Below are 25,324 nucleotides of genomic sequence, written 5' to 3' on the forward strand. Positions count from 1 at the left end.
TTATTTTCTTTTAACCATATAGTTACCCACTTCGCTGCCATCATCTTTTAGCATTTTTAAAGAAAGTTGCTGCTGGTTGGCAGTTACTTTTATCAGGGTTCTGTTACCATCTTTGGGCCCGCCGCCAATAACAATGGGATAATTATGTTTGCCTTTTTCAGGTGCAAAGACGCCAAATTTATGGGTGTGACCAGAGATGACCATGTCTACTTTGTATTTATCAAAAAGAGGGGCAAACAACTCGCGGCAGTGTAAAGTTCCATGCCAGTCGCCCGAATAAAAATGGGGTATATGCATCATCACCACCCTGAAAGGAGCTCTTTTAAAAGCCGGAGTTTGCATTTCCTTTTCCAGCCATGCGGCTTGCTCTTTACGGTATGAATCAAAATCGACGATGCCTGCGTAAACAGGTGCGTCATCGGGTTTGTCTTCTCCGGTGTCAAGCACTATACTATATACAGGCCCCCATTGGTAAGCATAATAATATTTGCCCGAGGGGGATGTGAAATAATCCGCCAATTCGCGACTGTACTTCCCTCTTGTTTCATGATTTCCTCTTACAAACAAAAATGGTTTATGACCTGCAAAGCTTTCCAGGCAGGGTGTAAGCATATGGTCAATAATTTGCTTTTCGTCTGTCTGGTAGTCAAAAATATCGCCATTAAAGAATACATAATCATAAGGGGTATTCCCATTGAGCTTCATCAGGTGAGGTATAGACTGGGGGCGATCGTGAATATCATTCATGATCAGCCAGCTCACCTCATTGGCTTTGGGCGTTACTGTTGTAAAGGTCCGGGTATCGCTGGTGATGGTGATGCCGTAAACCAGTTTGTAAGGCTGAAATTCGAGGATCTCTTTCGACACAACACGGTAGCTATAGGTTGTGTTGGGCTTTAAATTGTTCAACCGGACTGCGTTTACACGGTTATAAGCGTTCACCAAACCATCTTTAATTTCATGCGCTTTTTGGTTGAGTTGATCTCCTTCTCCATACTCTACCCAGCTATAGCAAAGTTTATTAGTGATCCACATAATGCTCATGCTGTTCTCAGACGGGGCCTGCAAATAAGGTTGAGCTAAGAATATATGTCCTTCAGCCGGTCGGGCTGACAGCTCATTTACATCTTTTATTAGCGTAGTGGCATTGCCTGCGCTCATTACACCCAGCAGGCTGGCTTTGGATATATTGCCGATGAAATTGCGACGTTTTAATGAAGACTTTGTATGCATCATATGTGTATTTAATTAAGATGGGAGCATAGTAAGTACTCCACCTGTTTTTGCAGGGCTAATAATTTCTATAAAGATAGGAGAAGGCGCAGGCGGTTGGTAGCGCAAACGTTTGAACTAAATATTACTTTTTGGACCTCGCTTGAAACCTGTTCCTGTTTTGAGGATTCAATTAGTTGTTTCGAAGGCGTTTGTAAATTCTGATGGCCAGCATCAAAATGATTACCAAAAGTACGGTGCCCACTAATCCCCATACGAGGCTGATACCGTGTTTGACTACCACCAGCATTACAATGCTGATCAAAAGCAGGGTAGCCGCTTCGTTCCACATTCTTAGCTGCTGGGAGCTTAAGGTAAAAATGCCCCTTAATTGCTGTTTGAAAATGCGATGTGTGTATAAATGATACCCATAAAGAAAGACTACCAAAATGAGTTTAAGTAACAACCATAAACCTTCTTTATGTAGTAAAATGCCTGCCCAGGGTCCTTTGAAAAGAACTGACAGCCCCAGGATCAAAGTCAAAATAGCCGAAGGCCAGGTAATGCCGTACCAAAGCCTTTTCATCATGATGCCGAACTGTGATTGCAGTGCCTGCTTCACGGCAGGTTCTTTATCATTCGCCTCCACGTTGTATATAAGCAGACGGGGCATGTAAAACAAGCCAGCAAACCAGGTGACAACAAAGATGATATGGACAGCTTTAAAATACAGGTAAGACATGTGGATAGTGAATAGGGAATTGTCAATAGTCAATCGTGAATAGAGAAATATCAGGGTTGTATTCTTAAGTTTATTAATCCGGTTACCAGTTTAAATGAGTTTTGTAAATCAACCCCAATTGATCTAAAGGTATGTTTTTTAAGTAATCTAATGCTGCGGCTGCATCAAGAATTGCATCAATTTCTACAACGGAACCTCTGGCAATTTCAAAAAATCTCTTTCTTTCTGTTTCCGATTTCCTTGAAGCACCCTCGGCAATGTTCAGTACATTGGATAATGCGGCGCGCCTGAGTTGGGATATCATATTAAAGTTCTCATGATCAGGCAAGGTATAAGAGATTTTGTAACAGTCAACTAAAAGACTTTGCGAAACTTTATAAGCTTCCAGGTTTTGATGATTTAATTTTAGAAACATAGGTGATGATTTAGCACCTTAAAGGTAGCGAAAATACCCTTATTCACTCTTCACCTTTGACTACTCACTTTCTTTCGCTATGATCTCCGGTTGATGCGCAACGGGAAAGTTCAGGGAATTGGCAATAAAACAAAACTTATTGGCTTCAGTATGTAATTCATTTGCCTTATGGAGCATCTCCTTTGACGAAACAGTGACAACCGGGTACAAAGTTACACCAGTGAATCGTCCGCTCCCATTGGCTTGTTCTTCCATAATTCCTTCAGCGTTGTCTTCATAATGGAGCACTATTACGCCATTTACTGCGCATAAATGCAAATACCAAAGCATATGGCAATTGGAAATGGAGGCGAGGAACAACTCTTCCGGGTTATATTTAGCCGGATTGCCTCTGAATGCCGGATCAGAACTGGCTCCAATTGCGGGTTTACCGGTAACATTAATGGTATGATCCCGTGAATAACCGGCGTACCCGTTGGTGCCGCTATCATCCCGCCAGGAAATAGTGACCTTATACTGATGTTGTTTTGCCATACAATGAAAAAAGCCACTCAGCGGCTTTACAATTATTTTTGAATACTCATTTGTTCATAGGGCGCGTCTTTGGCTTCCTCTATAAGTTGTACCAATGCATTCACCCATGTTTCACTGGTATTAACGCAGGGAATGTATTCATACTTTTCTCCGCCATTTGCTATAAAGTCTTCTTTGCCTCTTTCTTCAATTTCCTCCAGTGTTTCCAGGCAGTCGCTGATAAAAGAAGGACAAACCACTTTTATCTTCTTTACTCCCTCTTTGGGCAGGTTAGGCAATCGCTCCTGCGTGCTGGGTAATAGCCAGGGGTCGCGTCCCAGTCGGCTTTGATAGCTTTGTGCCCACTGGTTTTTCTTTAATCCTAATTTTTTAGCCACCAGTTCGCTGGTCATGGTCACCTGGTGCCGGTAACAGGTAAGATGAGATTCGCTGGCCTTATAGCAGCAGTTATCCACCTGCATGCAATGTTGTTTAGTAGGATCGGTCTTCAACACGTGACGCTCGGGAATACCATGATAGCTGAATAGCAATTGATCGTAATCATCCTGCAAATGAGGCTTCATGCTTTCTGCCAAAGCATTGATGTATGCAGGATGTTTATAAAAAGGTGGTACCGTTTTTAATTGGAAACTATAATTATGTTTTTTGTGAATTTCCTTCATATATACCACGGCTGTTTCCCAGCTGCTCATGGCATAATGAGGATATAAAGGCACGAGGATCACCTCTTCCAGGTCAGGGATCTTCTTCAGTAAATTATCGTAAGCTGTTTTGGGGTTGGGCTTACGATACCGCATCGCAATTTCAACCGGCTCGGTAACTTTTTCCTGAAGCGCTTTTTGCAGGCGTTCGGTAAGTACCACCAACGGAGATCCTTCTTCCCACCAAATGGTTTTATAAGCTTCAGCAGACTTGGGAGCCCGGGTTGGCACAATAATACCTTTTACCAGCAGGGTTCTTAACCAGAGTGGTTTATCAATCACCCGCTCATCCATCAAAAACTCTTTCAGATACGCTTTCAGATCGGGTACGCTGGTACTGTCGGGTGACCCCAAGTTCATTAATATAATTCCTGTTTTCATTATTCAGTTCCATGCAGGTTTTAACGGCTGCTGCAAGGGATATTTCGACGGGGTCAAGACACCTGCACGGCCTGCCTGAATGGAAGGGCGCAGCATTTGAGAGTTATCTTAAGCCAGATCAAAAAATTTTTGCAAAGGTAGCAAATAGTTGCGGCGACTGCTCTAATTAAATATGATTTTGATCATATAATATGATGATATCTTTTTTATCCAGATGACATTTTTATGACGCGCAGATGGGTAACCTTATATACATTTGCACCACTCAAATGTCTGCAGAAGATTTTCATATTTCAAAACAAGTGCTCGATAGGTTTTGCGTTGCGGGAATCAATTACCACAAAGCAGATACCGCCACCCGGGGGCTGTTTTCTATTAATAATGACCAGTTTGCAAAGCTGGCACTGGCGGCTAAAGCTGCCGATCTCAAAAGTGTTTTTGTAGTCTCCACCTGTAACCGTACCGAAATCTATGGTTTTGCAGAGTCTGTAATGCAACTGGTAAACCTGTTGCTGGACGAATGCCGTGCAGACCGGAATACATTTTTTGAATATGCTTATTTAAAGAATGGTAATCCTGCATTGCAACATTTATTTAATGTGGCTTCGGGCTTGGATTCACAAATATTGGGCGATTACGAAATACTCGGTCAGATTAAAAAAGCGATCGACCTGGCAAAGGTTAACGACGTAATAGGACCAGTGATGGATCGTACCCTGAATTTCGTATTCCAGGCTTCAAAAAAAGTAAAGACTGATACGGAACTCAGCAATGGAACTGTTTCGGTATCTTTTGCTGCAATTGAGTTATTACAAGCAATTCCCGATTTAGCCAGTAAAAAGATATTGGTGATAGGTGCCGGTAAATTCGGGGCTAATGTTTGTAAGAACCTGGTTAATTATTTTCCGGGGGTGAGCCTTACCGTGATGAACCGTACCGATGATACGGCTTATGCTTTATCCCGGGCTAACGGTATTTTATTCTCTGCCTATAAAAATAAAGCGGAGGCTATTACTGAAGCAGACGTGGTTATTGTGTGTACGAACGCCAACGAGCCTACTGTTCTGCCTTCGCATTTTAACGAGGTGGATGATAAATTAATCCTCGATCTGTCGGTGCCGGTAAATGTACACCCTGATGTAAAACAAATGAAGGGTAAACTGGTGATTGATGTAGATGAAATATCTACTACTATTTTAGATAAAACCCTGGCAAAGCGGAGGGATGAAGTGCCTAAAGCGGAAGCCATTATTGAACATTATACCCGGGAATTCTGGCAATGGCTAAAAGATTACAGGTATGCCCTGCATTTGAAAACCTGGAAAAGTAAGCTCGAAGAAATTGATAAACTACAATTACACCCTTGTGAGTTTGCCAGAGATGCTCAATTAAAACAACAAACGGTGAAAGCCCAGAAAGCCGTAAAACAATTGGCGGTGAATTTGAAAACAAAGAACGATAAGGGCTGTCAGTTTATCAACCTGATCAATGATTACCTGCAAATGTCCTGATGCAAAATAATCCTATCCGAATTGGTACCAGAGAGAGTCAGCTGGCAGTATGGCAGGCAGACCTGGTAAAGAAATTACTCGAAGACAATGGCCACGCCGCTGAGCTGGTATTTATAAAAAGCGAAGGTGATATAGACCTGGTTACTCCCTTATATGCAATGGGTGTACAGGGTGTATTTACCCGCGCTCTGGATGCCGCATTGCTGAATAACCGCATTGATATAGCGGTGCATAGCATGAAGGATGTGCCGGTGCAATTACCGCAAGGTATTGTTCAGGCAGCTGTATTAGAGAGGGCGAGCTACAAAGATATTTTAGTTTACAGAGAACAGTTTACAGAGGACAGCATTACTCAGATCAATCATGGACTGCTGTCAACCGACAACCAACAACTGTCATCTCTCCTTATAGGTACCAGCAGCATCCGTCGTAAAGCACAATGGCTGAACCGGTATCCCGGAACCGTAATAGAGAATTTAAGAGGAAATATCAATACGCGTTTAAAGAAAGTAGCCGAGAGTCAATGGCATGGGGCAATTTTCGCCGCGGCAGGTCTGGAGCGCATCAATGTAAGACCAGAAAACAGCATAGATCTTGATTGGATGTTGCCCGCTCCGGCGCAAGGAGCCATCATGGCTGTGGCTCGTGACGGAGACTACAATATATTAGAAGCTTTTGCTCCGATCAATCATAATGATACCGCAATTGCTGTAAAAATAGAAAGGGACTTTCTGAGCGCATTAATGGGCGGTTGCTCAACACCCATAAGTGCATTAGCCGAAGTAACTCCGCAGGGCATCCTGTTTAAAGGGAATATTATATCGCCTGACGGATCACAGAAAGTTGCTGTGGAAAGAACTTTTAGTAAAGCGGAAGCTGATAACGCCGGAACCCTGGCCGGGCATGATGTTTTGGAGCAGGGTGGCCGGGAAATTGTGACTGCATTTAAAAATGCAAAATAAGAGGATACAAATATTAAGCACCAAAGTATTGGACGAAGCGCTCATAGCAGATGCTGCCAATCATGAAATGGATATTAAATGTCTACCTTTTATTGATACGGTACCTGTAACTGACAATGCTATAGTTGATGCCATACGCCGCTTAGGTGGCCAATCTATTACTGCTATTTTCACCAGCTCTAAATCGGTTACGGCAGTAGCTGCACTAACTAATAAAAGCGTTAACTGGGATATATATAGTCTTTTCGGGGCTACAAAAGATCAGGTGCAGAAACATTTCCCTCGGTCAACTGTTCATGCAACCGCCGCAGACAGTGCTTCGCTGGCAGGTGAAATAACAGAGGCCGGTATCACGGAAGCGTATTTTTTTTGTGGCGATAGACGTATGGATACGATTCCCGAAAAATTAGCCGGTAAAACAGACGTAAAGCAACTGGTTGTTTACAGCACTCATGAGACGGCTCATCAAGTAGCGCAATCATTTGATGGCATATTTTTTTTTAGCCCCAGCGCTGTAAAAAGCTTCTGCAGTGTGAACCTTATTGGAGAAGAAACGGCCTGCTTTGCGGTTGGAAACACTACCGCAGCATCTTTACAGCCGTTTACACAAAACATAATTGTTGCGGCTGAAGCAAGCGGACAGGCTGTGATCAAAAAGGCGAAAGAAACATTCGGGAAAGTATAAAAAACATAAAGAGATTTTAAGTAATAAGAAGATGAAAAGAGATACTACTATAAAAAATGATTTATTGATCCGGACATTACTGGGGGAACCGACAGAACGCACGCCTGTTTGGATGATGCGCCAGGCCGGACGCTACTTACCGGAGTATATCCGGTTAAGAGAAAAGTATTCTTTTTTTGAAAGATGTCAGAACCCCCAACTGGCTTGTGAAATTACCTTACAGCCGGTGGATATTGTAGGGGTGGATGCTGCTATCTTATTTTCTGATATATTGGTAGTGCCCCAGGCAATGGGGCTTGAAGTGCAGTTAATAGAGAAGCAGGGCCCTTTATTGCCCGACCCGATAAAAACGCAAAGCGATTTGAACCGCATTAAAGTACCTGATGTAAATGATACATTGTATTACGTATTTGATGCCATCAAGCTGATTAAGCAGGAGTTGAACGGCCGGGTGCCATTGATTGGTTTCGCCGGTGCGCCATGGACCTTGCTTTGTTATATGGTACAGGGCAAAGGCAGCAAGACTTTTGATGAAGCTAAAGGATTTTGCTACCAGAACCCCGGGCTGGCACATACCTTATTGCAAATGATCACAGATACTACCATACGATATTTAAAAGGACAGATTGCCGCCGGGGCGGATACCGTACAGATATTTGACAGTTGGGGTGGTTTATTGAGCAAACAGGATTTTGAAACTTTTTCATTGCAATATATCCGTCAAATCGTGGCGGCTGTAAAAGACGAAGCACCTACCATTGTTTTTGCAAAAGGGGCCTGGAGTTCGCTGGAAGAAATGGCTGCTACTGGAGCTCACGGACTAGGTATAGATTGGTGTATTGAACCTGCAATGGCCAGGAAATTTGCAGGCGCCCATGTAACTTTGCAAGGGAACTTTGACCCCGCAAAATTGTTATCGCCTACACCGGTGATCCGAAAAGAAGTAACACAAATGTTACAGGCTTTTGGGCCAGGAAGGCATGTTGCCAATTTAGGTCATGGTATTCTGCCCAATGTGCCGGTAGATCATGCCAGGGCTTTTGTAGATACGGTTAAGGAGTTCCGTTTTTAAGTTAGTTGGGGTAGATGCCTGTGTGATCGATACTTGATCCGATCAAAGAATTTGGGTATGAAAAAATTTGCTGGATTATTATTGCTGTTGATTTTTACTGTCTCATTAGCAGCGCAGGATTTATATATGCCCCGCAACATTAAAGCTGCGTACCAAAAGGGTACCCGGTCTCTCCGGGGCGTACCTGGCTTAGGATACTGGCAGAATAAAGGTGTTTATGATATCACTGTACGGGTAGAGCCTGTATCCAAAACAGTTACGGGCAGTGAGACAATTATATACACTAACAATAGCCCTGATACGTTAAAAGAGTTGATAATCCGTTTTGTCAACAACCTGCACAAGCCCCAGGCTCCCCGTTATGATTATTTTCCCGCAGATTTTTTAACAGACGGGTTAAAAATAAAAATGCTATCCATCGATCGTTTTATTTATAAAACAGATGGAAGCGATTGGGGAACTGTAAGCCCTATTGAATTAGTCAAGCCCATATTTCCCGGGCAGCAGGCGCAGGTCAGGATAGAATGGAGCTATCCCCTGTCCAGGCACAGCGACCGGGAAGGACAGATCGATTCTCAAACCTTTTTCTGTGCGTACGCCTATCCCCGCATCTCAGTATATGATGATTATAACGGATGGGACAGGCTGCAACATGTAGGCAGGCAGGAGTTTTATAATGATTTTAATGATTATGATCTGAAGGTACAGGTGCCTAAAAATTATGTAGTATGGGCCACCGGAACCCTGCAGAATGCTGCTGAGGTATTGTTGCCTGAAGCAGCCGAAAGATTGAAATTATCTTTCACGGCTCGGAATGTTATTCATGTGGCTACAGCCGACCAAATGAAAGAAGGTAAAATTACCGTACAGCAGGAATGGAATACCTGGCATTTTACGGCTCAAAACATAACCGATATGTGCTTTGCTTTAAGCAATCATTATGTTTGGGATGCCGGAAATACGATGGTTGATATGGTTACAGGAAAACAGGTAAGCATGCAGGCGGCTTATAAAGAGGGAGCAGCAGACTTTAAACAATATGTAGATTGGGGAAAGTACTGCCTTCAATGGTTTTCATCCAAATGGCCGGGAGTGCCTTATCCCTATCCCACGATGACCGCCATACAGGGTTTTGCAGACATGGAGTACCCTATGATGGTCAATGATGCATCAATCGAAGATTTAAAGGACTCGCGTTTAACCCTGGATCATGAAGTAGCTCATACCTACTTTCCTTTTTATATGGGCACCAACGAAACCCGCTATGCTTTTATGGATGAAGGCTGGGCTACGGCTTTCGAATATCTTATAGGGGGAGAGGAAAATGGTAAAGCCTATGCAGATTCGGTGTTCAGGGCTTTTCGTGTGGAACATTATATCAATGATCCTTCGGCCGAGCAGGATCAGCCTGTTATTTCGATGTCGTCTCAGTTAAGTGGTGTGGGGTATGGTAATAATGCTTATGTAAAACCGGCATTGGCTTATTTAGCGCTAAAAGATCTGCTGGGAGATACCCTTTTTAAAAAAGCGCTACATCAATACATGGCCAATTGGAATGGAAAGCATCCTATTCCATGGGATTTTTTTTATTCTTTCAATACCGCAACCCAACAAAATCTAAACTGGTTTTGGAACAACTGGTTTTTTAGCAATCATTATATCGACCTGCGAATAAAGCAAATTGATATCCATACGGTACAGGTCGAAAATATAGGCGGATTTGCCATTCCCTTTGATGTGAAGACGGTTTTGGCTGATGGAAGTGAACGGATCATGCATTACACCCCGGCAGTTTGGCAAGGTGCGAAGGCGATCAATATAAAAACATCCACTAATAAGAAGATTAAAACTATGGTGATTGACGGGGGCATTTTTATGGATGCCACACCCGCCGATAACACTCTTTCATTATAAACGGATATCATGAGCGTAAAAGAACAATGGATAGAATTTATTCACGACCTGCAGAATCGCATTTGTGCGGCGCTGGAACAGGAGGATGGAAAAGCTAAGTTTGTAGAGGACGAGTGGGCGCGTGATGGCGGCGGCGGTGGAAAAACCCGCGTTATTGCTAATGGAGATGTATTTGAGAAAGGCGGTGTTAATACTTCCGTTGTATATGGACAGGTCACCGATACTATGCGAAAGGCATTGAACATTAACGGTGATCAATGGTTTGCTGCAGGCCTCAGCCTGGTTATCCATCCTTTTAATCCCTTTGTACCAACCGTGCATTGTAATTACCGCATGTTTGAATTGTATAACGAACAAGGTGAAACAATAGACCGGTGGTTTGGTGGCGGCACGGATCTGACACCCTATTATTTATTTGAGGAAGATGCGGTGCATTTTCACCGCACTTATAAAAATGTATGCGATGGTTTTGACAGCTCATTTTATCCCCGGTTCAAAAAAGTATGTGATGACTATTTTGTAAATACCCACCGTGATAATGAACGGCGTGGTATCGGTGGTATATTTTATGATCATCAAAAAGCGGACGATAATAAGGATGTAGACTTTTGGATAAACTTTGGAAAAGCCTGTGGCAATGCATTTATACCGGCATACCTGCCTATTGTCAACAAAAGAAAAAATACAACGTTTGAGCCTTCACATAAATACTGGCAGGAGATAAGACGTGGCAGATATGTAGAGTTTAACCTGGTGCACGACAGGGGCACTATCTTCGGCCTCAAAACAAATGGTAGAACGGAAAGTATTTTGATGAGCTTACCCGCCACTGTTCGTTTTGATTATAATTACCAACCTGTACCCGAAAGCGAAGAAGACCGGTTATTGCAGGCCTGTAAACATCCAAGGGAATGGATCACCACCATTGACATTTCTGAAGAGGATTGGGCATCCCGCGTAAACAGGTGTTGATATGACTAGTATAAGTAAACATAAAGCTATGAAGTTCCTGCTCATTTCTGTTCTGCTATTACCTTTCGCAGGCATTGCTCAAACAAAGACCTGGTATAACTGGAAGGGTTTCCCATTGGAAGTTTTTGAAAGGCCTGATATAAAAAGCAGGCAAATTGGCAGTATTGCCGGAGGAGGTAAAGTAGAGGTAGCCGAGTTTAGCAGAACTAATACCTTTCCCGTCTATTTATGTTATTATGGCGATACAGTAACAACCCGCGTCGAGCAGTATAGCGACAATGAAAAACATGTTTATACATTAAAATCGGAATGGGCTAAAGTGGTTTACAATAACAAAGAAGGTTATGTGCCTGCAGCTTTCTTAGTACATATCCCCCTCAAACCTATTCATAAGAAAAAGACATCAGATGAATACAGTCCCGATCTTCCTGTTATTGATGCCCTGAAAGAATATTTAGGAAAGCCGCTTAGTTATAAAAAGCATCAATTAGAAAAGCAGGATAAGGATGAAATTCATTTTAGCGAAAGTTATTCTTTTAGTGGTGGATATACATACAAGGCTGTGCAGCAATATATGGAGGAAGGCGGAGCGGGTGGTGAAACACATACGCTATTTCTTCCTTCGTTTTCATTGCATGAGGCCGTGTTGTTTTTACTGGAACTGCAGAATGCAGGAACTTACAGGCCTGATGAGGTGAAGAGTTTTAATAAACTTAAAAGTTCCTATGATTATTTTAGATGGTGGTACCAGCCTGTGAATTATGATGATGAAGGAAATGAGGTCAAAGCCGCAGGTATTTATAATTTTCAATATAATAGTGAAGGTGGCGGTAGCGGTGTGAAGTTTACGCAAAAGAAGGGTGGTGTGGAAGTGGAGTATAGTTTCGGTGGATGCTGACCAGAAGTCAGATGGGTAACTTTCGCGGCCACAGACAAAGCGAATCAAATCAGCTAATAAAAATGTCTGATGTCGGATCTCTGATCTCGGATATCTTGATAGGAAGATGAGTGAAATGATTCTAAAAACTTTTAGCAATGAATAGGCAAGAATTGCAAAGCAGGACAAAGAAATTTCATGTAGATGTTATTAAACTTTGCGAAGACTTTCCAAGGAACGCAGCCGGTTTTGAAACTGCAAAGCAATTAATACGATCTGCAGGATCGGTAGGTGCCAGCTACAGAGCATCAGTAAGGGCGAAATCTCCAGCCGATTTTTTATACAAGATTGAAATTGTATTAGAGGAGGCGGATGAGAGTCATTATTGGCTGGAAGTAGTAAATGATGCGAGGTTGAGTCAGGGACCGGAACCTGAGAGATTAATTAAGGAAGCAAATGAACTGACGGCAATTTTTGCCGCGACCGATAAAACAAATAAATCAAAAATTAATAAAGTAAGATGATCGTGTTTTTAGGATTTAAATCTATACATCATAAATAGAAAGATATATGTACTTACAACGTAGAAACCGCATTACGCGCAGGTCGGGAGCCATCAGAAGCCTGCTGGCCGAAACCCTACTGACACCCAATGATTTTATTCTTCCGTTATTTATAACTGAAGGGCAGGATATAATAGAAGAGATACCCTCCATGAAGGGATATTACAGGCGTTCGTTGAACAAGACAATTGAAGATGTGAAGCAGATGTGGACGCTTGGGATTAAAGCCGTACTATTGTTTGTAAAGGCATCGGATGAAGTAAAAGATAATACCGGGAAAGAAGCCTGGAATCCTGATGGTTTGATGCAAAGAAGTGTGAAGGCTATTAAGGATGCAGTGCCTGAAATGGTTGTAATGACAGATGTGGCGCTGGATCCGTATTCGATTTATGGTCATGACGGTATCGTGGATATAGAAAAGGGTACAATAATAAATGACCAGACGGTAGAAGCATTGACTTTAATGAGTTTGTCTCATGCTGCTGCAGGAGCCGACTTTATTGCACCCAGCGATATGATGGACGGCCGCATAGGCGCATTCAGGAAAGCGCTGGAAGAAAATGGATTTACTGATACAGGAATCATGAGTTACAGTGCCAAGTATGCCAGCTGTTTTTATGGACCTTTCAGAGATGCCCTGGACAGTGCACCCGGCTTTGGTGATAAGAAAACCTACCAGATGAATTATGCCAATCGGCTGGAAGCGATCAATGAAACCTTACAGGATGTAGAACAGGGCGCCGATATCGTAATGGTGAAACCAGCCATGGCTTACCTGGATATCATCAGGGAAATAAAAAATAGTGTAACGGTGCCTGTAAGCGCTTACCATGTCAGTGGTGAGTATGCGATGATTAAAGCTGCCGCAGAAAAAGGATGGCTCGACGAAAATAAGGCCATCCTCGAAAGCCTCACCTCTATTAAGAGAGCGGGCGCAGATTTAATTGCCACTTATTTTGCAGTAGATGCCGCTAAGCTTTTAAATAACTAATGAGCCTGGTAACAAAATATAATATTCCGGGTCCGCGGTATACAAGCTATCCCACTGTTCCATATTGGGATGAGGCGTCTTTTACCGCAGATCAGTGGATTGAAACCTTTCGCAAAAGTTTTAAGGACAGTAATGGTCAGGAGGGTATCAGTATATACATTCATCTTCCGTTTTGCGAAAGCCTCTGCACTTTTTGTGCCTGTCATAAACGGATTACTAAAAGGCATGATGTAGAGAATCCGTATATCGACACTTTGCTGAAGGAATGGGAAATGTATGTCAAATTATTGGACGATCGTCCCTGTATAAAAGAACTGCACCTGGGTGGCGGTACGCCCACTTTTTTTCAACCTCAAAACCTGCATCGTTTATTAAAAGGTATATTGGCTCTGGCAGATATCGACGAGCACCCCGAGTTTAGTTTTGAAGGACATCCCAATAATACGACAGTTCAACATCTGGAAACCTTATATAGCCTCGGTTTCAGACGGGTGAGCTTTGGTGTGCAGGACTATGATTTGAAGGTTCAGAAAACGATCAATCGCTTACAACCTTTTGAGCGTGTCAGGGATGTGACTGCCAATGCAAGGGCGTTGGGGTATGCAAGTATCAGCCATGACCTGGTATTTGGCTTGCCTCACCAGACCTGGGAAAGCATGAGGGATACAATAGAAAAGACTATATCACTTAAGCCGGATCGTATTGCCTTTTATTCCTATGCACATGTGCCATGGGTAAAAGGAGTAGGACAAAGAGGATTTGATGAAAATGACCTGCCTGATGCTGAAACAAAAAGGGCTTTGTATGAAAATGGTAAGCAGCTGCTGCTTGATTTAGGATATGTTGAGGTAGGCATGGATCATTTCTCCTTGCCCACCGATGGCTTATACCAGTCTGTATTGAATAAAACGATTCACCGGAATTTTATGGGCTATTCCTCCTCATCCACCCAACTGATGATCGGATTGGGGATGTCGGCTATCAGCGATAGCTGGTATGCGTTTGCGCAAAATGATAAGTCGGTTGAAGAATATACCAAAAGAGTTAACAAAGGGGTACTACCTGTTTTTAGAGGGCATATATTGAATGAGGAAGACCTGGTGGTAAGAAAACATATTCTGAACCTGATGTGCAATTTAGAAACGTCCTGGCAGGAAGAAAGCATGCAATTGTCTGAGATACCGGATATCCTGGAACGTTTACAGGAAATGAAACAGGATGGCTTAATTGAAATAGATGAGAATCATTTGCTGGTAACAGAAAAAGGCCGCACTTTCGCACGCAATATTGCCATGGCGTTCGATCTTAGGTTGATACGCCGGCAACCGCAGACAAGAATATTTTCAATGACCGTATAAAACCGTATCATGGTAATAAAAGTGCCGATGAATAAATCAAAAGCCGTCAAAAGATTTATGTTCTTTGTGATGCTGCTTTTAGTATTTACTTTAATGGCGATACAGCCTCAGCTATTTACAAGAAGCAGCAGCACTGGCTTTATAAAAGTAGCCGGCTTTATAGGTTCTTTTATTTTTATTATTGGTGCAGCATTTGTTGCGCAAAAATTGTTTAATAAAAACCCCGGTCTGATAATAGATAATGAAGGCATAGCCGATGGTTCTTTGGGAGTAATGTTTCCAAAACTAAGCTGGGCACAGGTTACGGAGATCAGGCACCTGGAGAATAATGGTGATCACTTCATAAAGCTCACTATTAAAGACCCGGAAAAATATATGGCTACAGAGTTGAACCCATTGAAAAGAAAAATGCTGGAGATGAATTATAATACCCTGCGTACGCCCGTTAACATTGCGGCCAGTCGCTTAAAAATAGATTTCCAGGAATTATATACACTTATAAAGGATAAACGGGAAGAATTTAAAAACAGTTGACAGCGTCAATGTATCATATCAGGAATTAATTAAAGCATAACCAATAATGTATAGTTACCAGTCAAGTAAGGCTTTATTCGAGAGGGCGCAACAGAGTATCCCGGGCGGTGTTAACTCACCGGTACGGGCATTTAAAAGTGTGGGCGGTACACCCTTGTTTATCAAAAAAGCGAAAGGCGCTTATTTGTATGATGCAGATGATAATCAATATATAGACTATATCGCATCATGGGGGCCTATGATTTTGGGACATGCTTACGAACCCGTGGTCAAAGCTATTTGCGAGAAAGCTCAGTATTCCACATCCTTTGGTGCACCTACAGAACTGGAAATTGACATGGCTGAATTGATAAGATCTATTACACCTAATGTAGACCTGATACGGATGGTAAGCAGTGGCACCGAAGCCTGCATGAGCGCACTACGTGTGGCCAGAGGCTATACCGGGCGCAACAGGTTTATAAAATTTGAAGGCTGTTATCATGGACATGCGGATGCGTTTTTGGTAAAGGCTGGAAGCGGGGTGGCTACTTTTAATATACAAACAGTTCCCGGCGTAACAGCTGCAATCGCTAACGATACGCTTACCTGCGCTTATAATGATCTGGACGCGGTTAAGAAACTGGTTGCAGACAATAAAGATGAAGTGGCGGCTATAATTGTTGAACCGGTAGCGGGCAATATGGGCTGCATTCTTCCCCAACCAGGTTTCCTGGAAGGTCTGCGACAGGTTTGTGATAGTAATGGTATCGTGCTCATTTTTGATGAGGTGATGACAGGTTTTCGTCTGGCTTTGGGTGGCGCACAGGAAAGGCTGGGTGTGGCTGCGGACCTGGTCACTTACGGAAAAGTAATCGGGGCAGGTATGCCGGTAGGTGCTTTTGGTGGTAAGCGGGAGATCATGGAAGTGGTAGCGCCATTGGGCAATGTTTACCAGGCAGGTACGCTCAGTGGCAATCCCATCGCTATGATCGCCGGTTTTACTTTATTGAGTGAAATGAAAGCAAACCCATCGTTGTTACAGGAGTTGGATAATAAAACTTTATACCTGAAAGATGGACTGGAAAAAGTATTGCATGCATGGGGACAACCTTATACGATCAATCATCTGGGAAGCATGATTAGCATACACTTTGGTCCCCATCCCGTAACTGATTTTGCAACTGCAGCAGCTTGCGATATTGAGAGGTTTAAACAGTTTTTCCATGCAATGTTGAAACGGGGAATCTACCTGCCTCCATCTGCTTACGAAAGCTGGTTCTTAAACAATGCATTGACTTATGAAGATCTTGATGCAACAATAAAAGCTGTAGGGGAAAGCTTAGCTGAATTATAATAAAAACGATAAAATTCGGAGATGGGTCAATTTGAATCAGACTGTTCCATTTTTTATTATATTCGATAAGATAAATCGAAACAAGCTGTTGCGCAACATTTTATTGATACTATACTTTATACCCTTTTTCGTAGCGCAGGACGCTCACTATTTAAACTACCTGCATTGCCGGCTGGTAAATATTGCGAAACCTGGTAGTCAGCAATGCGATTGCAGGCAGCTTTTAACTTCGCCTCAGAAAGATCAGGCAGCCGGGGGAGAGCAGCCCGCAACCCATGTACATGCACATCTCGATGTATATTTCCATCATGCAAGATCTTTAAACACAGACCAGCTGCACGTTAGCTATTACAAAATAAGCTATCCTCTAATGCGCTTTCAGGTTCTTGAAGGAGTGGAGATACTTCCGTGGCGCCCTCCTGCATTGCAATCTTAATATAAGGTTTGACAATTGATGACGGAAGCGTTAATGCTTTCGCGCAATGTTGCGTGGGTAATCAGAACCTGCGTACGCTATTTTTATTTAACCATTTCAAAATTATTTAAATGCAAAAAATAATCAGCTCAATAATATTATTCCTCACTGTTCGTTTAGTAAACGCCCAGGAAAAATTGCCGCAGGATAAAATTATCTACGGGCAATGTGTGATCAACGATTTAAAACAAACACCCTATACAAGTTGGTTCAACACCGGCTTTGATTCTTATATCCCGGATCAGACAGCAATCGATCAGCTAAAAAAAGTGGGCTATAAGGATCTTATTGTAGAAATATTCTTTGGCTCCTGGTGTGGTGATTCGAAAAGAGAAGTGCCCCGGGCGCTGAAAGTATTGTCGGCAACTGCTTTCCCTGAAAAACAAATAAAGCTTATTGGTCTCGGAGGCACCGACTCCCTTTACAAGAGAAGCCCTGAGGAGGAAGAAAAAACTAAAGGTATATATAGGGTACCCACGTTTATTATTTACAAAAATGGGAAAGAGTTAGGCCGTATAAATGAGTTTCCGGTTTATACCTTTGAAAGAGATCTTTTTACAATTGTTTCGGGTAAACCTTATATGCCTAACTACGCCAGTTTTACGTTGCTCCATCAGTGGGAAACAGAACAGGTGTTAACGCATCCGCACACTAATATTCGAAGTTTGGCTGCAATGCTCAAACCCCTTGTGGACAATGAACATTTGTTGAATAGCTTGGGTAATCTCTTTATAACGCAAGGAAAACTAAAAGAAGCATTAGCCATTTATAAAGCCAACTACGTATTGTATCCGGAATCCGGTATCACCACTTCAGGACTGGGTAAAGGCTTCCTGAAAAATGGTGACATTAAAGCTGCAATAGAATACCTTGAGTATGCTTTGCAGGTAAATAAAAAGCCTGAAAATGTAAAAGATATCTTGCAGGTACTGTATGAAGCAAAGTTTACAGAACAAAGCCGATAAGTTCGTTATCAGACCCGAAAGAGCTGCCTTGAAGAAATGGCGGCTCTTTTTTATTGATATATAAGGATATACCAAGTTCCAGGTAGCGGCGTACCTGCACTGATACCATTATTGAAGGAAACTTATGAAACCATTTCAAACGTTGTAATTAAGTATTTGCAGTAATCGATACTTAAAAATATTATTTTAGATATAACAATTAGCAAAACCATAATTGGCTAATAGACCTCTAAGCTTGTTATGTACTAATAATCAGGAACTGTAGTATAGCGATTGGCTGCAGCTTCAACGGTTATGTAAATTTTAAATAATAAACCTAAAACGATATTGATGATAGCATCATGTTATCACAGGTATCTATTTAACGATTAAAGCTTTATTCACATGAGAAAGAACAACCGGGGATTTTCCAGGTCAGGCCTTTGCCTGCTGCTATTTTTATGCATTTCGTACCTGTCGTTTGCACAAAGTACCAAAACGATATCGGGCTCTGTTATGGACGACAAGCAGCAACCGTTGCGCGGTGTAAGTGTTGTTGTTAAGAATTCAAAATTAGGAGCCGTCACCAATGAGAGAGGGATTTACACACTAAAAGGAGTTCCGGCGGATGCTACGCTGGTGTTTAGTTATACAGGTTTTACCGATCAGGAAATAAGGGTGACTGATCAATCGGCCATTAATATTACAATGTCTACTACTGCTGTCGATCTGAACGAAGTAGTGGTAATTGGCTATGGTACTACCAGGAGAAAAGACCTTACCGGTGCTGTTGCATCGGTACAAACCAGTAAGTTAGAAAAGGAGGCGCCGCGGTCGGTACAGGACTTATTACGTGGCAATGCCGCCGGTATTATTATCGGGCAAAGCAACCCGGGCAATACAGCCAGAGGGGATGCTGATATATTAGTAAGAGGCTCAGGTACGTTGAAGGCTGGAAGCAGCCCCTTAAATGTGGTAGACGGGGTAATATTCGACGGTACATTTGCCGATATTAACCCTAATGACATACAATCTATAGACATCTTGAAAGATGCAAGTGCCACGGCGGTATTTGGAGCGAAAGCTGCGAATGGTGTTATTTTAATTACTACAAAAAAAGGTGCGGCTGGTAAACCCCGTATCACCTTCAATGCTAACCTAGGAATCGTAGAAAAAGCCGGAATGCCCCGTGTAATGAATGCCGAAGAGTTTTTAAACTGGCGGCATGATTATGAGGTGGGTAAAAGAACAGATGCATTTCTCAATCAGTACCCCGAGATGTTCATAGATCCGCGTAAGCTGACGAATGTAACCCAGCTGGATTGGTACAACTATGATCAGAAGACGCCAGTTACCTCTGTAACTGAAGAGCAATTAACCAGGGCCTGGTTAACCCGTCTTGAGTTAAAAGCACCGGAGATAGACAACTATCTAGCTAATAAAATAACAAACTGGCAGGATCTTGTTTTTCAAAAAGGATTTCAACAGGATTACACGACCAGTGTTTCTAATAAAAATGAAAACTCCAGCTATTATTTTTCACTCAATTATGTAGACCGGGAAGGAATTATCGTCGGCAATCGTTTCACCAATTTCAGGACCCGGTTAAACCTCGAGTCGAAAATCACCTCTTTTTTAAAAGTGGGTGCTAATACTAATTTTGCGGTACGGAACGAAGGCTTTTTACAGTCAGACTGGGGACAGTCTGCTATTATCTCTCCTTACGGGTCAAATAATTTAGATGATACAGCCAGCATTTACCGGAGGCTTCCGACAGGCGATGCCACGCCGGTAAACCCATTTCATGACAATCTGTACCGCGATCGTAAAAACATGTATAATACTTTAAACTCAAGTATTTATGGTATTATAACATTGCCATTGGGCTTTGAGTTTCAGTCCAACTTTACGCCTTCTTTTACATGGCATGACTATTACAGCCATGAGTCTTCAAAAAATCCGCAATGGACAGCCACCGGCGGAAGTACAGAAAGAACCAATGAGAAAACATACAACTGGCAAATCGATAACGTATTGAGATGGAAGAGACGTTTCGATGATCACAATATTGAAGTAACCCTGTTGCAGAATGCCGAAAAGGGACAATTTTGGCGTACCAAAGCCACAACAACCAACTACTATGGGGCAGATATTTTAAGCTGGCACCGTATACAGGCCGGTACTAACCCCTTTAACGAAAGCGAAGATACCTACCGTACCGGAGATGCCCTTATGGCAAGATTATATTATTCTTTGAAGGATAAATACATGCTCACGGCTTCTGTAAGACGGGATGGCTATTCTGCTTTTGGTGCGCAAAACCCCAGGGCCACCTTTCCGGCAATAGCCCTGGCATGGGATTTTTCGGAAGAAAAGTTCATGAAGAACACATCAAGCTGGCTGGACTACGGTAAGCTCAGACTCTCATGGGGTAAGAATGGCAACAGGGATATAGGACAATATGAGGCTTTATCAGATATGGTCTCCGGCTTGCATCCTTTTATTGATCAGAATGGGAAAGTATATCTCTTCCCGCAGCTTTATGTTGATCGCATGGCTAACCTGGGGTTAAAATGGGAGGGTAAAACCTCTTATAATATAGGGTTGGATTTCTCCCTGTTCAAAAGACGGCTGAGTGGAAGTATCGATGCCTATACAGCTACTACGGTTGATTTGTTAGTAGACCGTGCACTTCCCGAAATTATTGGTTTTAACAGTGTAGCGGCTAACCTGGGGCAGTTAAATAACAAGGGCTTTGAAATTTCTTTAAGCGGAAATGTTATTCAAAAAACAGATTTTAACTGGAACTCTGGTTTTATATTCATGCTGAACCGGAGAAAGATTGTGCATCTGTATGGTGATATGATTGATGTTAAAGATGATAGTGGAAATGTAATTGGCCAGAAAGAAGCTGACGATATTAAGAATAAGTGGTTTATAGGTAGGGATCCGGACCAGTTCTGGGATTACGAGCGAATCGGTGTGTGGCAAAGGGGAGAAGAAGCAGTGGCAAAGAAATATAATGATAGTGCACCGGGAGATTTTAAATACAAAGACCAAAATGGCGATAGTGTGATGACCGATGCCGATAGGGTTTTTCTTGGATATAAAAGTCCCCGTTTCCGCTGGACGTGGAGAAATGATTTCGACTATAAAAGATTTACGCTTTCGATATTTATTTATTCCAACTGGGGACAAAGAGAGCAGTTTAACAGGGCAAGTAATAACTCAAGTTTTCCGGACCGAACTACCGATTATGTTCAACCGCGCTGGACTTCGGATAACCCTATCAATGACTATGCTAGGATTGGTTCCAAAAATATTGGCACCAACTACGTGGAGCGATCCTTTGTACGGCTGGACAATGTTTCATTATCTTATGGCTTACCGCAACCCCTGTTAAATAAAATCAGTGTTCAATCAGCGCGCATTTCATTTGCTGTAAGAAATGTAGCTTTTTGGGCACCACATTGGAAGTATGGAGATCCGGAATCAGGAGGATATCGTACGCGTAATTCAGAAGGGAATGAATATACACCCGGGCAACCGATGCCTCGTACTTATAATCTGAGCTTCAATTTAACACTTTAATTTACTCTATCATGAAAAGATATTTTTATATAAACATAGTACTCATATCGTTGATCATGCTGGCAGCTTGTAGCAAGGACTGGCTCAAGCCGGATCAATTATCCAAATATGACCCCAATACTGCTTTGGTGAACGCTCAGGGAATGTATTTTGCTTTAGCTGCCTGTGAACGGAATATGCGCCACGAATATTTTGGAGATGCAGCACCTATTCTGACCGAAATTATACAATCTGATGTAGCAGTAGAAGGAACTACGGATAAAGCCGGCCCTCAAATGAACATGGATGCTTCACTTTTACCGGATGCGCAGTTAAATCATAACGACTACACCAAGGTAGGCTGGTATTGGTATGAAGGCTATAAAGGTATTAAGTATGCCAATACGGTTATATCAAGAATTGATACGGCAGTATTTAAAGGTGAGGCTGAAAAGAATGCCGTATTAGGGGCGGCTTATTTCCACAGGGCTTACCGCTATTTTAAACTCACACACCAGTTTGGAGATGTTCCATTTCTTGATAAGGAATACAGCGAACCTAAATATGATTTTTATACCTATGACCGCTGGAGTATCCTGGAACGTATGAAAAAGGACCTGGAATTTGCTTATCAATGGGTGCCAGAGAAGGTAGACCGGGGCCGGGCTTCAAGAGCTGCCTGTGGGGTATTATTAATGAAGGTTTGTATGGCTTTGACAGATTTTGACCGGGCGATCCAGGTAGGTAAGGAAATTGTTGCCATACATCCTTTGATGAAAAACCGCTTTACCAGCAATGCCACAAAACCCAATACCAACCTGATGTTTGATTTACACAGCGTGGAAGCTAAGCTAAGCACATCTAATACCGAAGGCCTGATGTATGTAGTAGCCTATCCTGAAACTGAACTCGCGGAAAGTCCCAATGCACGTATTAGAAGCATGCGTAATGCGGTTCCGTTCTGGAATAGCGGCAATATCAAAACCCCTGATGGCAGGGCCGGAACCAGTGTTATTATAGATCCTGCGGAATCGGACCCGGCTATGGATCTGAATAAAACGTATGGCAGGGGCATTGGAAGATTACGCCCTACCTGGTACTTTACCAACGAAATATGGCGCGCCGATAAGGAAGCAAGCGATACAAGAGGAATATTAAATAAGGATAGCTGGCGTAGGATGGAGGATTTAAAGTACAATCATCCCGATCTGAAGAAGAACAATAATGCATGGTATGGTAAGAATTTTGTTAAACCTGCGGCTATGAGTGTGGAGGATACAATACGTTTATGGTTCTCCTGGCCCCATTATAAAGTGTTTGTTCCTGATCCGACGCAGGCCCAGTGGGAAGGAGGCGAAACGCCATGGTATATTTATCGTTCGGCAGAGGTTTTCCTGATGATAGCAGAATGTTATTATTGGAAAGATGATTTGGCACAGGCTGCCATAAATCTTAACGAAGTGCGTGCGAGAGCCGGCGCATTGCCCCTGACAGCATCTGATGTAAACATAGGAGAAATACTGGACGAAAGGGCACGTGAGTTGTATTATGAAGAAAACCGGCATATTGAGCTGGTAAGGATTGCCTATACTTATGCTAAAACAAAAAAGCCTTGCGAAATATTTGGAGGACGCGTGTATCAACTGGAGAATATAAGTGGGCCAGGCGGAACAAACTCCAATATAAAACAGGCGGGCGTTAATTTCTGGTACGACAGGGTAGTAAGCAGGAGCAATTTTTACAATAAAGGTGTAAGACACCGATGGGCCGAGTATAAGGTGAGTGTGCATCACCTGCTGTGGCCGGTGCCGGCTAATGCTATTAATACCAACTTAAAGGGCGTAATCAATCAGAATATTGGTTACCCGGGTGCAGAAAAAAATGTAGCACCCTTAAAGGTAGAATAGATTTGAGCTTGAAGAGTTTATACAATGTTATAAAAGAAGGATAACTGATGGTTTCGGTATTAAGACTTCTGTTAATTTCAAACGTTGTAATTTAAAAGGTACTTGCGCTCTTGATGCGAACCTTTATCTTAGTACTCTTACAGGTACTAAAATGATTTTGCTTGCCTGGCGATTGATATTTGAATAAGAACAAAGCCAGCTTTAACCATAATATCTTACGATAGTAAATTTTAAAAAATGTCGTCCAACACAAAAAAAGGAAGAAGGAGTTTTTTGAAGAATTCTTTTACACTTACTGCCGGTGGAATACTCTTACAGGGAGCGCCAACTATTGTACCCTCAACGGTCTTTGGGAGAAACGCGCCCAGTAATAAGATCAATATTGCACAAATAGGTTGCGGGCGTATTGCACGTACGCATGACCTGCCTGAGACTTTTAGAAATGATATTGCCCGGATCATTGCCATAGCCGATGTAGATAAATACCGGCAGCAAAAGGGAAAGGAATTAATTGAAGGTTGGTACGCCAAAAAGACAGGACAGGTCAATTATGTCAATGTAAGATTGTATGATGACTATCATGAGCTTCTGGCCAATAAAGACATCGATGCAGTTATCATCAGTACGCCCGATCATTGGCATGCGCAACCTGCCATGGAAGCTGCTATGGCGGGCAAACATATCTATCTTCAAAAGCCAACTTCACTTACTATAGAAGAAGGACGGCACATGAGCGACGTAGTTAGGGCAAAGGGTGTGGTTTTTCAGTTAGGCAGTCAGCAGCGATCGGTTAATCCCTGGCCGCAGTTTAAGAAGGCTTGTGAGCTGGTTCGCAATGGCCGCATAGGCAAATTGAAAGAAGTTCATGTTGGGCTGCCTGCCGACCCTCCCGGTGGTAATACCGCGGAGATGCCGGTTCCCCGGGAATTGAATTATGATATGTGGTTGGGTTCTACCCCCTATATATACTATACACAGGATAGGGTGCACCATCCGACTGATCTGGAATCAAGACCGGGATGGTTGAGGTTGGAGCAATTTGGTGCGGGAATGATCACCGGCTGGGGTGTGCATCATATAGATATCGCCCATTGGGGAATGAATACAGAATTAACCGGCCCGATTGAAGTAAGCGGCGCTGCCCAATTTCCTAAAGCAGGTTTGTGGAATGTACATGGCGATTATGAAGTAGAAGCCAAATATGCCAATGGAGTGACGATGCATGTGAATAGTAAAAATCCTAATGGGGTTAAGTTTGTGGGAACGGACGGATGGATCTTTGTATCACGCGGCAATGTGGGTGTCACAGCAACAGATCCAACCAGCGGCGATAAAGCCCAACCTAAGGCGTTTAATGCCAGTAATCCTGCTATATTAGATTCTGTTATTAAACCGAATGAAGTTCATTTATATGAAAGTTCCGAGCAACATAGAAACTGGCTGGAATGTATTCAAAATAAAAAAACAACCATCAGTCCTGCAGAGATTGCCCACCGCTCCTGCAGCGCCTGCCTGGTAGCTTTTGCTGCCATGAAAATGGGAACTAAATTGTATTGGGATCCTGTTAAGGAGGTCTTTAAAAATAATGATGAGGCCAATAAGCTTTTAAGCAGACCCCAGCGTCATCCATATGGCACCAGTTATGTTTATAATAAATTTAAAAAATAG

22 protein-coding genes are annotated in these 25,324 nt (G+C 42.6%); 17 read left to right on the forward strand and 5 right to left on the reverse strand.

The window, feature by feature from the left end; genetic code table 11:
• The 5 genes from U0035_RS17055 to hemH form a co-directional block, all read right to left on the reverse strand.
• Positions 1–1,236 carry a purple acid phosphatase family protein gene (locus tag U0035_RS17055; RefSeq protein ID WP_211316512.1) on the reverse strand — a complete coding sequence of 412 codons (1,236 nt, stop codon included), beginning with the start codon at positions 1,234–1,236 and terminating at the stop codon, positions 1–3.
• Between the two features lie 169 nt (positions 1,237–1,405).
• Positions 1,406–1,954, reverse strand: coding sequence for a CopD family protein (locus U0035_RS17060; protein WP_114792406.1), 549 nt, complete (start codon positions 1,952–1,954; stop codon positions 1,406–1,408).
• 82 nt (positions 1,955–2,036) lie between these two features.
• Complete coding sequence (locus U0035_RS17065) at positions 2,037–2,369, reverse strand: four helix bundle protein (RefSeq protein WP_114792407.1); 333 nt, start codon at positions 2,367–2,369, stop codon at positions 2,037–2,039.
• Positions 2,370–2,429: 60 nt separating this feature from the next.
• Positions 2,430–2,903: an OsmC family protein gene (locus tag U0035_RS17070; RefSeq protein WP_114792408.1), complete on the reverse strand. Its 474-nt coding sequence runs from the start codon at positions 2,901–2,903 to the stop codon at positions 2,430–2,432.
• 32 nt (positions 2,904–2,935) lie between these two features.
• The gene (gene hemH / locus U0035_RS17075; RefSeq protein WP_114792409.1) at positions 2,936–3,985 is read right to left on the reverse strand and encodes a ferrochelatase; all 1,050 of its coding nucleotides are present in this window, start codon (positions 3,983–3,985) and stop codon (positions 2,936–2,938) included.
• Positions 3,986–4,254: 269 nt separating this feature from the next.
• On the opposite strand from hemH, the gene hemA reads away from it, so the two are divergent.
• The 17 genes from hemA to U0035_RS17160 all read left to right on the forward strand — a co-directional run bounded on the left by hemA (position 4,255) and on the right by U0035_RS17160 (position 25,324).
• Positions 4,255–5,496, forward strand: a complete 1,242-nt coding sequence (gene hemA, locus U0035_RS17080) for a glutamyl-tRNA reductase (protein ID WP_114792410.1) — start codon at positions 4,255–4,257, stop codon at positions 5,494–5,496.
• The gene (gene hemC, locus U0035_RS17085) at positions 5,496–6,458 is read left to right on the forward strand and encodes a hydroxymethylbilane synthase (RefSeq protein WP_114792411.1); all 963 of its coding nucleotides are present in this window, start codon (positions 5,496–5,498) and stop codon (positions 6,456–6,458) included. Before hemA ends, hemC begins: the two co-directional genes overlap by 1 nt.
• The gene (locus tag U0035_RS17090) at positions 6,448–7,143 is read left to right on the forward strand and encodes a uroporphyrinogen-III synthase (RefSeq protein ID WP_114792412.1); all 696 of its coding nucleotides are present in this window, start codon (positions 6,448–6,450) and stop codon (positions 7,141–7,143) included. The genes hemC and U0035_RS17090 overlap by 11 nt, the downstream gene beginning before the upstream one ends.
• A 31-nt stretch (positions 7,144–7,174) precedes the next feature.
• Positions 7,175–8,215 (forward strand): uroporphyrinogen decarboxylase, encoded by a 1,041-nt coding sequence (gene hemE / locus U0035_RS17095; protein WP_114792413.1) that lies wholly within the window; start codon positions 7,175–7,177, stop codon positions 8,213–8,215.
• A gap of 57 nt (positions 8,216–8,272) precedes the next feature.
• Positions 8,273–10,129: a M1 family metallopeptidase gene (locus U0035_RS17100; protein ID WP_114792414.1), complete on the forward strand. Its 1,857-nt coding sequence runs from the start codon at positions 8,273–8,275 to the stop codon at positions 10,127–10,129.
• 9 nt (positions 10,130–10,138) lie between these two features.
• Positions 10,139–11,101 carry an oxygen-dependent coproporphyrinogen oxidase gene (gene hemF, locus U0035_RS17105; protein WP_114792415.1) on the forward strand — a complete coding sequence of 321 codons (963 nt, stop codon included), beginning with the start codon at positions 10,139–10,141 and terminating at the stop codon, positions 11,099–11,101.
• 1 nt (position 11,102) lies between these two features.
• Positions 11,103–11,999 (forward strand): hypothetical protein, encoded by an 897-nt coding sequence (locus U0035_RS17110; RefSeq protein WP_114792416.1) that lies wholly within the window; start codon positions 11,103–11,105, stop codon positions 11,997–11,999.
• A 137-nt stretch (positions 12,000–12,136) separates the two neighbouring features.
• Entirely contained in the window at positions 12,137–12,502 is a 366-nt protein-coding gene (locus U0035_RS17115; protein ID WP_114792417.1) for a four helix bundle protein, read from the forward strand.
• 46 nt (positions 12,503–12,548) lie between these two features.
• Positions 12,549–13,532, forward strand: coding sequence for a porphobilinogen synthase (gene hemB, locus U0035_RS17120; RefSeq protein WP_114792418.1), 984 nt, complete (start codon positions 12,549–12,551; stop codon positions 13,530–13,532).
• Positions 13,532–14,890: an oxygen-independent coproporphyrinogen III oxidase gene (hemN, locus tag U0035_RS17125; protein WP_114792419.1), complete on the forward strand. Its 1,359-nt coding sequence runs from the start codon at positions 13,532–13,534 to the stop codon at positions 14,888–14,890. Before hemB ends, hemN begins: the two co-directional genes overlap by 1 nt.
• A gap of 27 nt (positions 14,891–14,917) precedes the next feature.
• Positions 14,918–15,424: an STM3941 family protein gene (locus tag U0035_RS17130; RefSeq protein WP_162817971.1), complete on the forward strand. Its 507-nt coding sequence runs from the start codon at positions 14,918–14,920 to the stop codon at positions 15,422–15,424.
• A 46-nt stretch (positions 15,425–15,470) separates the two neighbouring features.
• Positions 15,471–16,760, forward strand: coding sequence for a glutamate-1-semialdehyde 2,1-aminomutase (gene hemL, locus U0035_RS17135; RefSeq protein WP_114792421.1), 1,290 nt, complete (start codon positions 15,471–15,473; stop codon positions 16,758–16,760).
• Between the two features lie 88 nt (positions 16,761–16,848).
• The gene (locus tag U0035_RS17140; RefSeq protein ID WP_162817972.1) at positions 16,849–17,196 is read left to right on the forward strand and encodes a hypothetical protein; all 348 of its coding nucleotides are present in this window, start codon (positions 16,849–16,851) and stop codon (positions 17,194–17,196) included.
• Positions 17,197–17,306: 110 nt separating this feature from the next.
• A complete protein-coding gene (locus tag U0035_RS17145; RefSeq protein ID WP_114792423.1) occupies positions 17,307–18,200 on the forward strand; it encodes a hypothetical protein in 894 nt (297 codons plus the stop codon).
• A gap of 384 nt (positions 18,201–18,584) precedes the next feature.
• On the forward strand, positions 18,585–21,770 hold the full coding sequence (locus U0035_RS17150) for a SusC/RagA family TonB-linked outer membrane protein (RefSeq protein WP_114792424.1): 3,186 nt from the start codon (positions 18,585–18,587) through the stop codon (positions 21,768–21,770).
• An 11-nt stretch (positions 21,771–21,781) separates the two neighbouring features.
• Positions 21,782–23,656: a RagB/SusD family nutrient uptake outer membrane protein gene (locus U0035_RS17155; RefSeq protein WP_114792425.1), complete on the forward strand. Its 1,875-nt coding sequence runs from the start codon at positions 21,782–21,784 to the stop codon at positions 23,654–23,656.
• Positions 23,657–23,893: 237 nt separating this feature from the next.
• A complete protein-coding gene (locus tag U0035_RS17160) occupies positions 23,894–25,324 on the forward strand; it encodes a Gfo/Idh/MocA family protein (RefSeq protein ID WP_114792426.1) in 1,431 nt (476 codons plus the stop codon).

It is taken from the genome of Niabella yanshanensis (genome assembly GCF_034424215.1).
In the GTDB taxonomy this organism is placed as follows: Bacteria; Bacteroidota; Bacteroidia; order Chitinophagales; family Chitinophagaceae; genus Niabella; species Niabella yanshanensis.

Excerpts from the sequence above, each read along its gene's own strand:
- U0035_RS17055 (WP_211316512.1), bottom strand. The coding sequence starts at position 1,236 with ATGATGCATACAAAGTCTTCATTAAAACGTCGCAATTTCATCGGCAAT.
- U0035_RS17060 (WP_114792406.1), bottom strand. The coding sequence starts at position 1,954 with ATGTCTTACCTGTATTTTAAAGCTGTCCATATCATCTTTGTTGTCACC.
- U0035_RS17065 (WP_114792407.1), bottom strand. The coding sequence starts at position 2,369 with ATGTTTCTAAAATTAAATCATCAAAACCTGGAAGCTTATAAAGTTTCG.
- U0035_RS17070 (WP_114792408.1), bottom strand. The coding sequence starts at position 2,903 with ATGGCAAAACAACATCAGTATAAGGTCACTATTTCCTGGCGGGATGAT.
- hemH (WP_114792409.1), bottom strand. The coding sequence starts at position 3,985 with ATGAAAACAGGAATTATATTAATGAACTTGGGGTCACCCGACAGTACC.
- hemA (WP_114792410.1), top strand. The coding sequence starts at position 4,255 with ATGTCTGCAGAAGATTTTCATATTTCAAAACAAGTGCTCGATAGGTTT.
- hemC (WP_114792411.1), top strand. The coding sequence starts at position 5,496 with ATGCAAAATAATCCTATCCGAATTGGTACCAGAGAGAGTCAGCTGGCA.
- U0035_RS17090 (WP_114792412.1), top strand. The coding sequence starts at position 6,448 with ATGCAAAATAAGAGGATACAAATATTAAGCACCAAAGTATTGGACGAA.
- hemE (WP_114792413.1), top strand. The coding sequence starts at position 7,175 with ATGAAAAGAGATACTACTATAAAAAATGATTTATTGATCCGGACATTA.
- U0035_RS17100 (WP_114792414.1), top strand. The coding sequence starts at position 8,273 with ATGAAAAAATTTGCTGGATTATTATTGCTGTTGATTTTTACTGTCTCA.
- hemF (WP_114792415.1), top strand. The coding sequence starts at position 10,139 with ATGAGCGTAAAAGAACAATGGATAGAATTTATTCACGACCTGCAGAAT.
- U0035_RS17110 (WP_114792416.1), top strand. The coding sequence starts at position 11,103 with ATGACTAGTATAAGTAAACATAAAGCTATGAAGTTCCTGCTCATTTCT.
- U0035_RS17115 (WP_114792417.1), top strand. The coding sequence starts at position 12,137 with ATGAATAGGCAAGAATTGCAAAGCAGGACAAAGAAATTTCATGTAGAT.
- hemB (WP_114792418.1), top strand. The coding sequence starts at position 12,549 with ATGTACTTACAACGTAGAAACCGCATTACGCGCAGGTCGGGAGCCATC.
- hemN (WP_114792419.1), top strand. The coding sequence starts at position 13,532 with ATGAGCCTGGTAACAAAATATAATATTCCGGGTCCGCGGTATACAAGC.
- U0035_RS17130 (WP_162817971.1), top strand. The coding sequence starts at position 14,918 with ATGAATAAATCAAAAGCCGTCAAAAGATTTATGTTCTTTGTGATGCTG.
- hemL (WP_114792421.1), top strand. The coding sequence starts at position 15,471 with ATGTATAGTTACCAGTCAAGTAAGGCTTTATTCGAGAGGGCGCAACAG.
- U0035_RS17145 (WP_114792423.1), top strand. The coding sequence starts at position 17,307 with ATGCAAAAAATAATCAGCTCAATAATATTATTCCTCACTGTTCGTTTA.
- U0035_RS17150 (WP_114792424.1), top strand. The coding sequence starts at position 18,585 with ATGAGAAAGAACAACCGGGGATTTTCCAGGTCAGGCCTTTGCCTGCTG.
- U0035_RS17155 (WP_114792425.1), top strand. The coding sequence starts at position 21,782 with ATGAAAAGATATTTTTATATAAACATAGTACTCATATCGTTGATCATG.
- U0035_RS17160 (WP_114792426.1), top strand. The coding sequence starts at position 23,894 with ATGTCGTCCAACACAAAAAAAGGAAGAAGGAGTTTTTTGAAGAATTCT.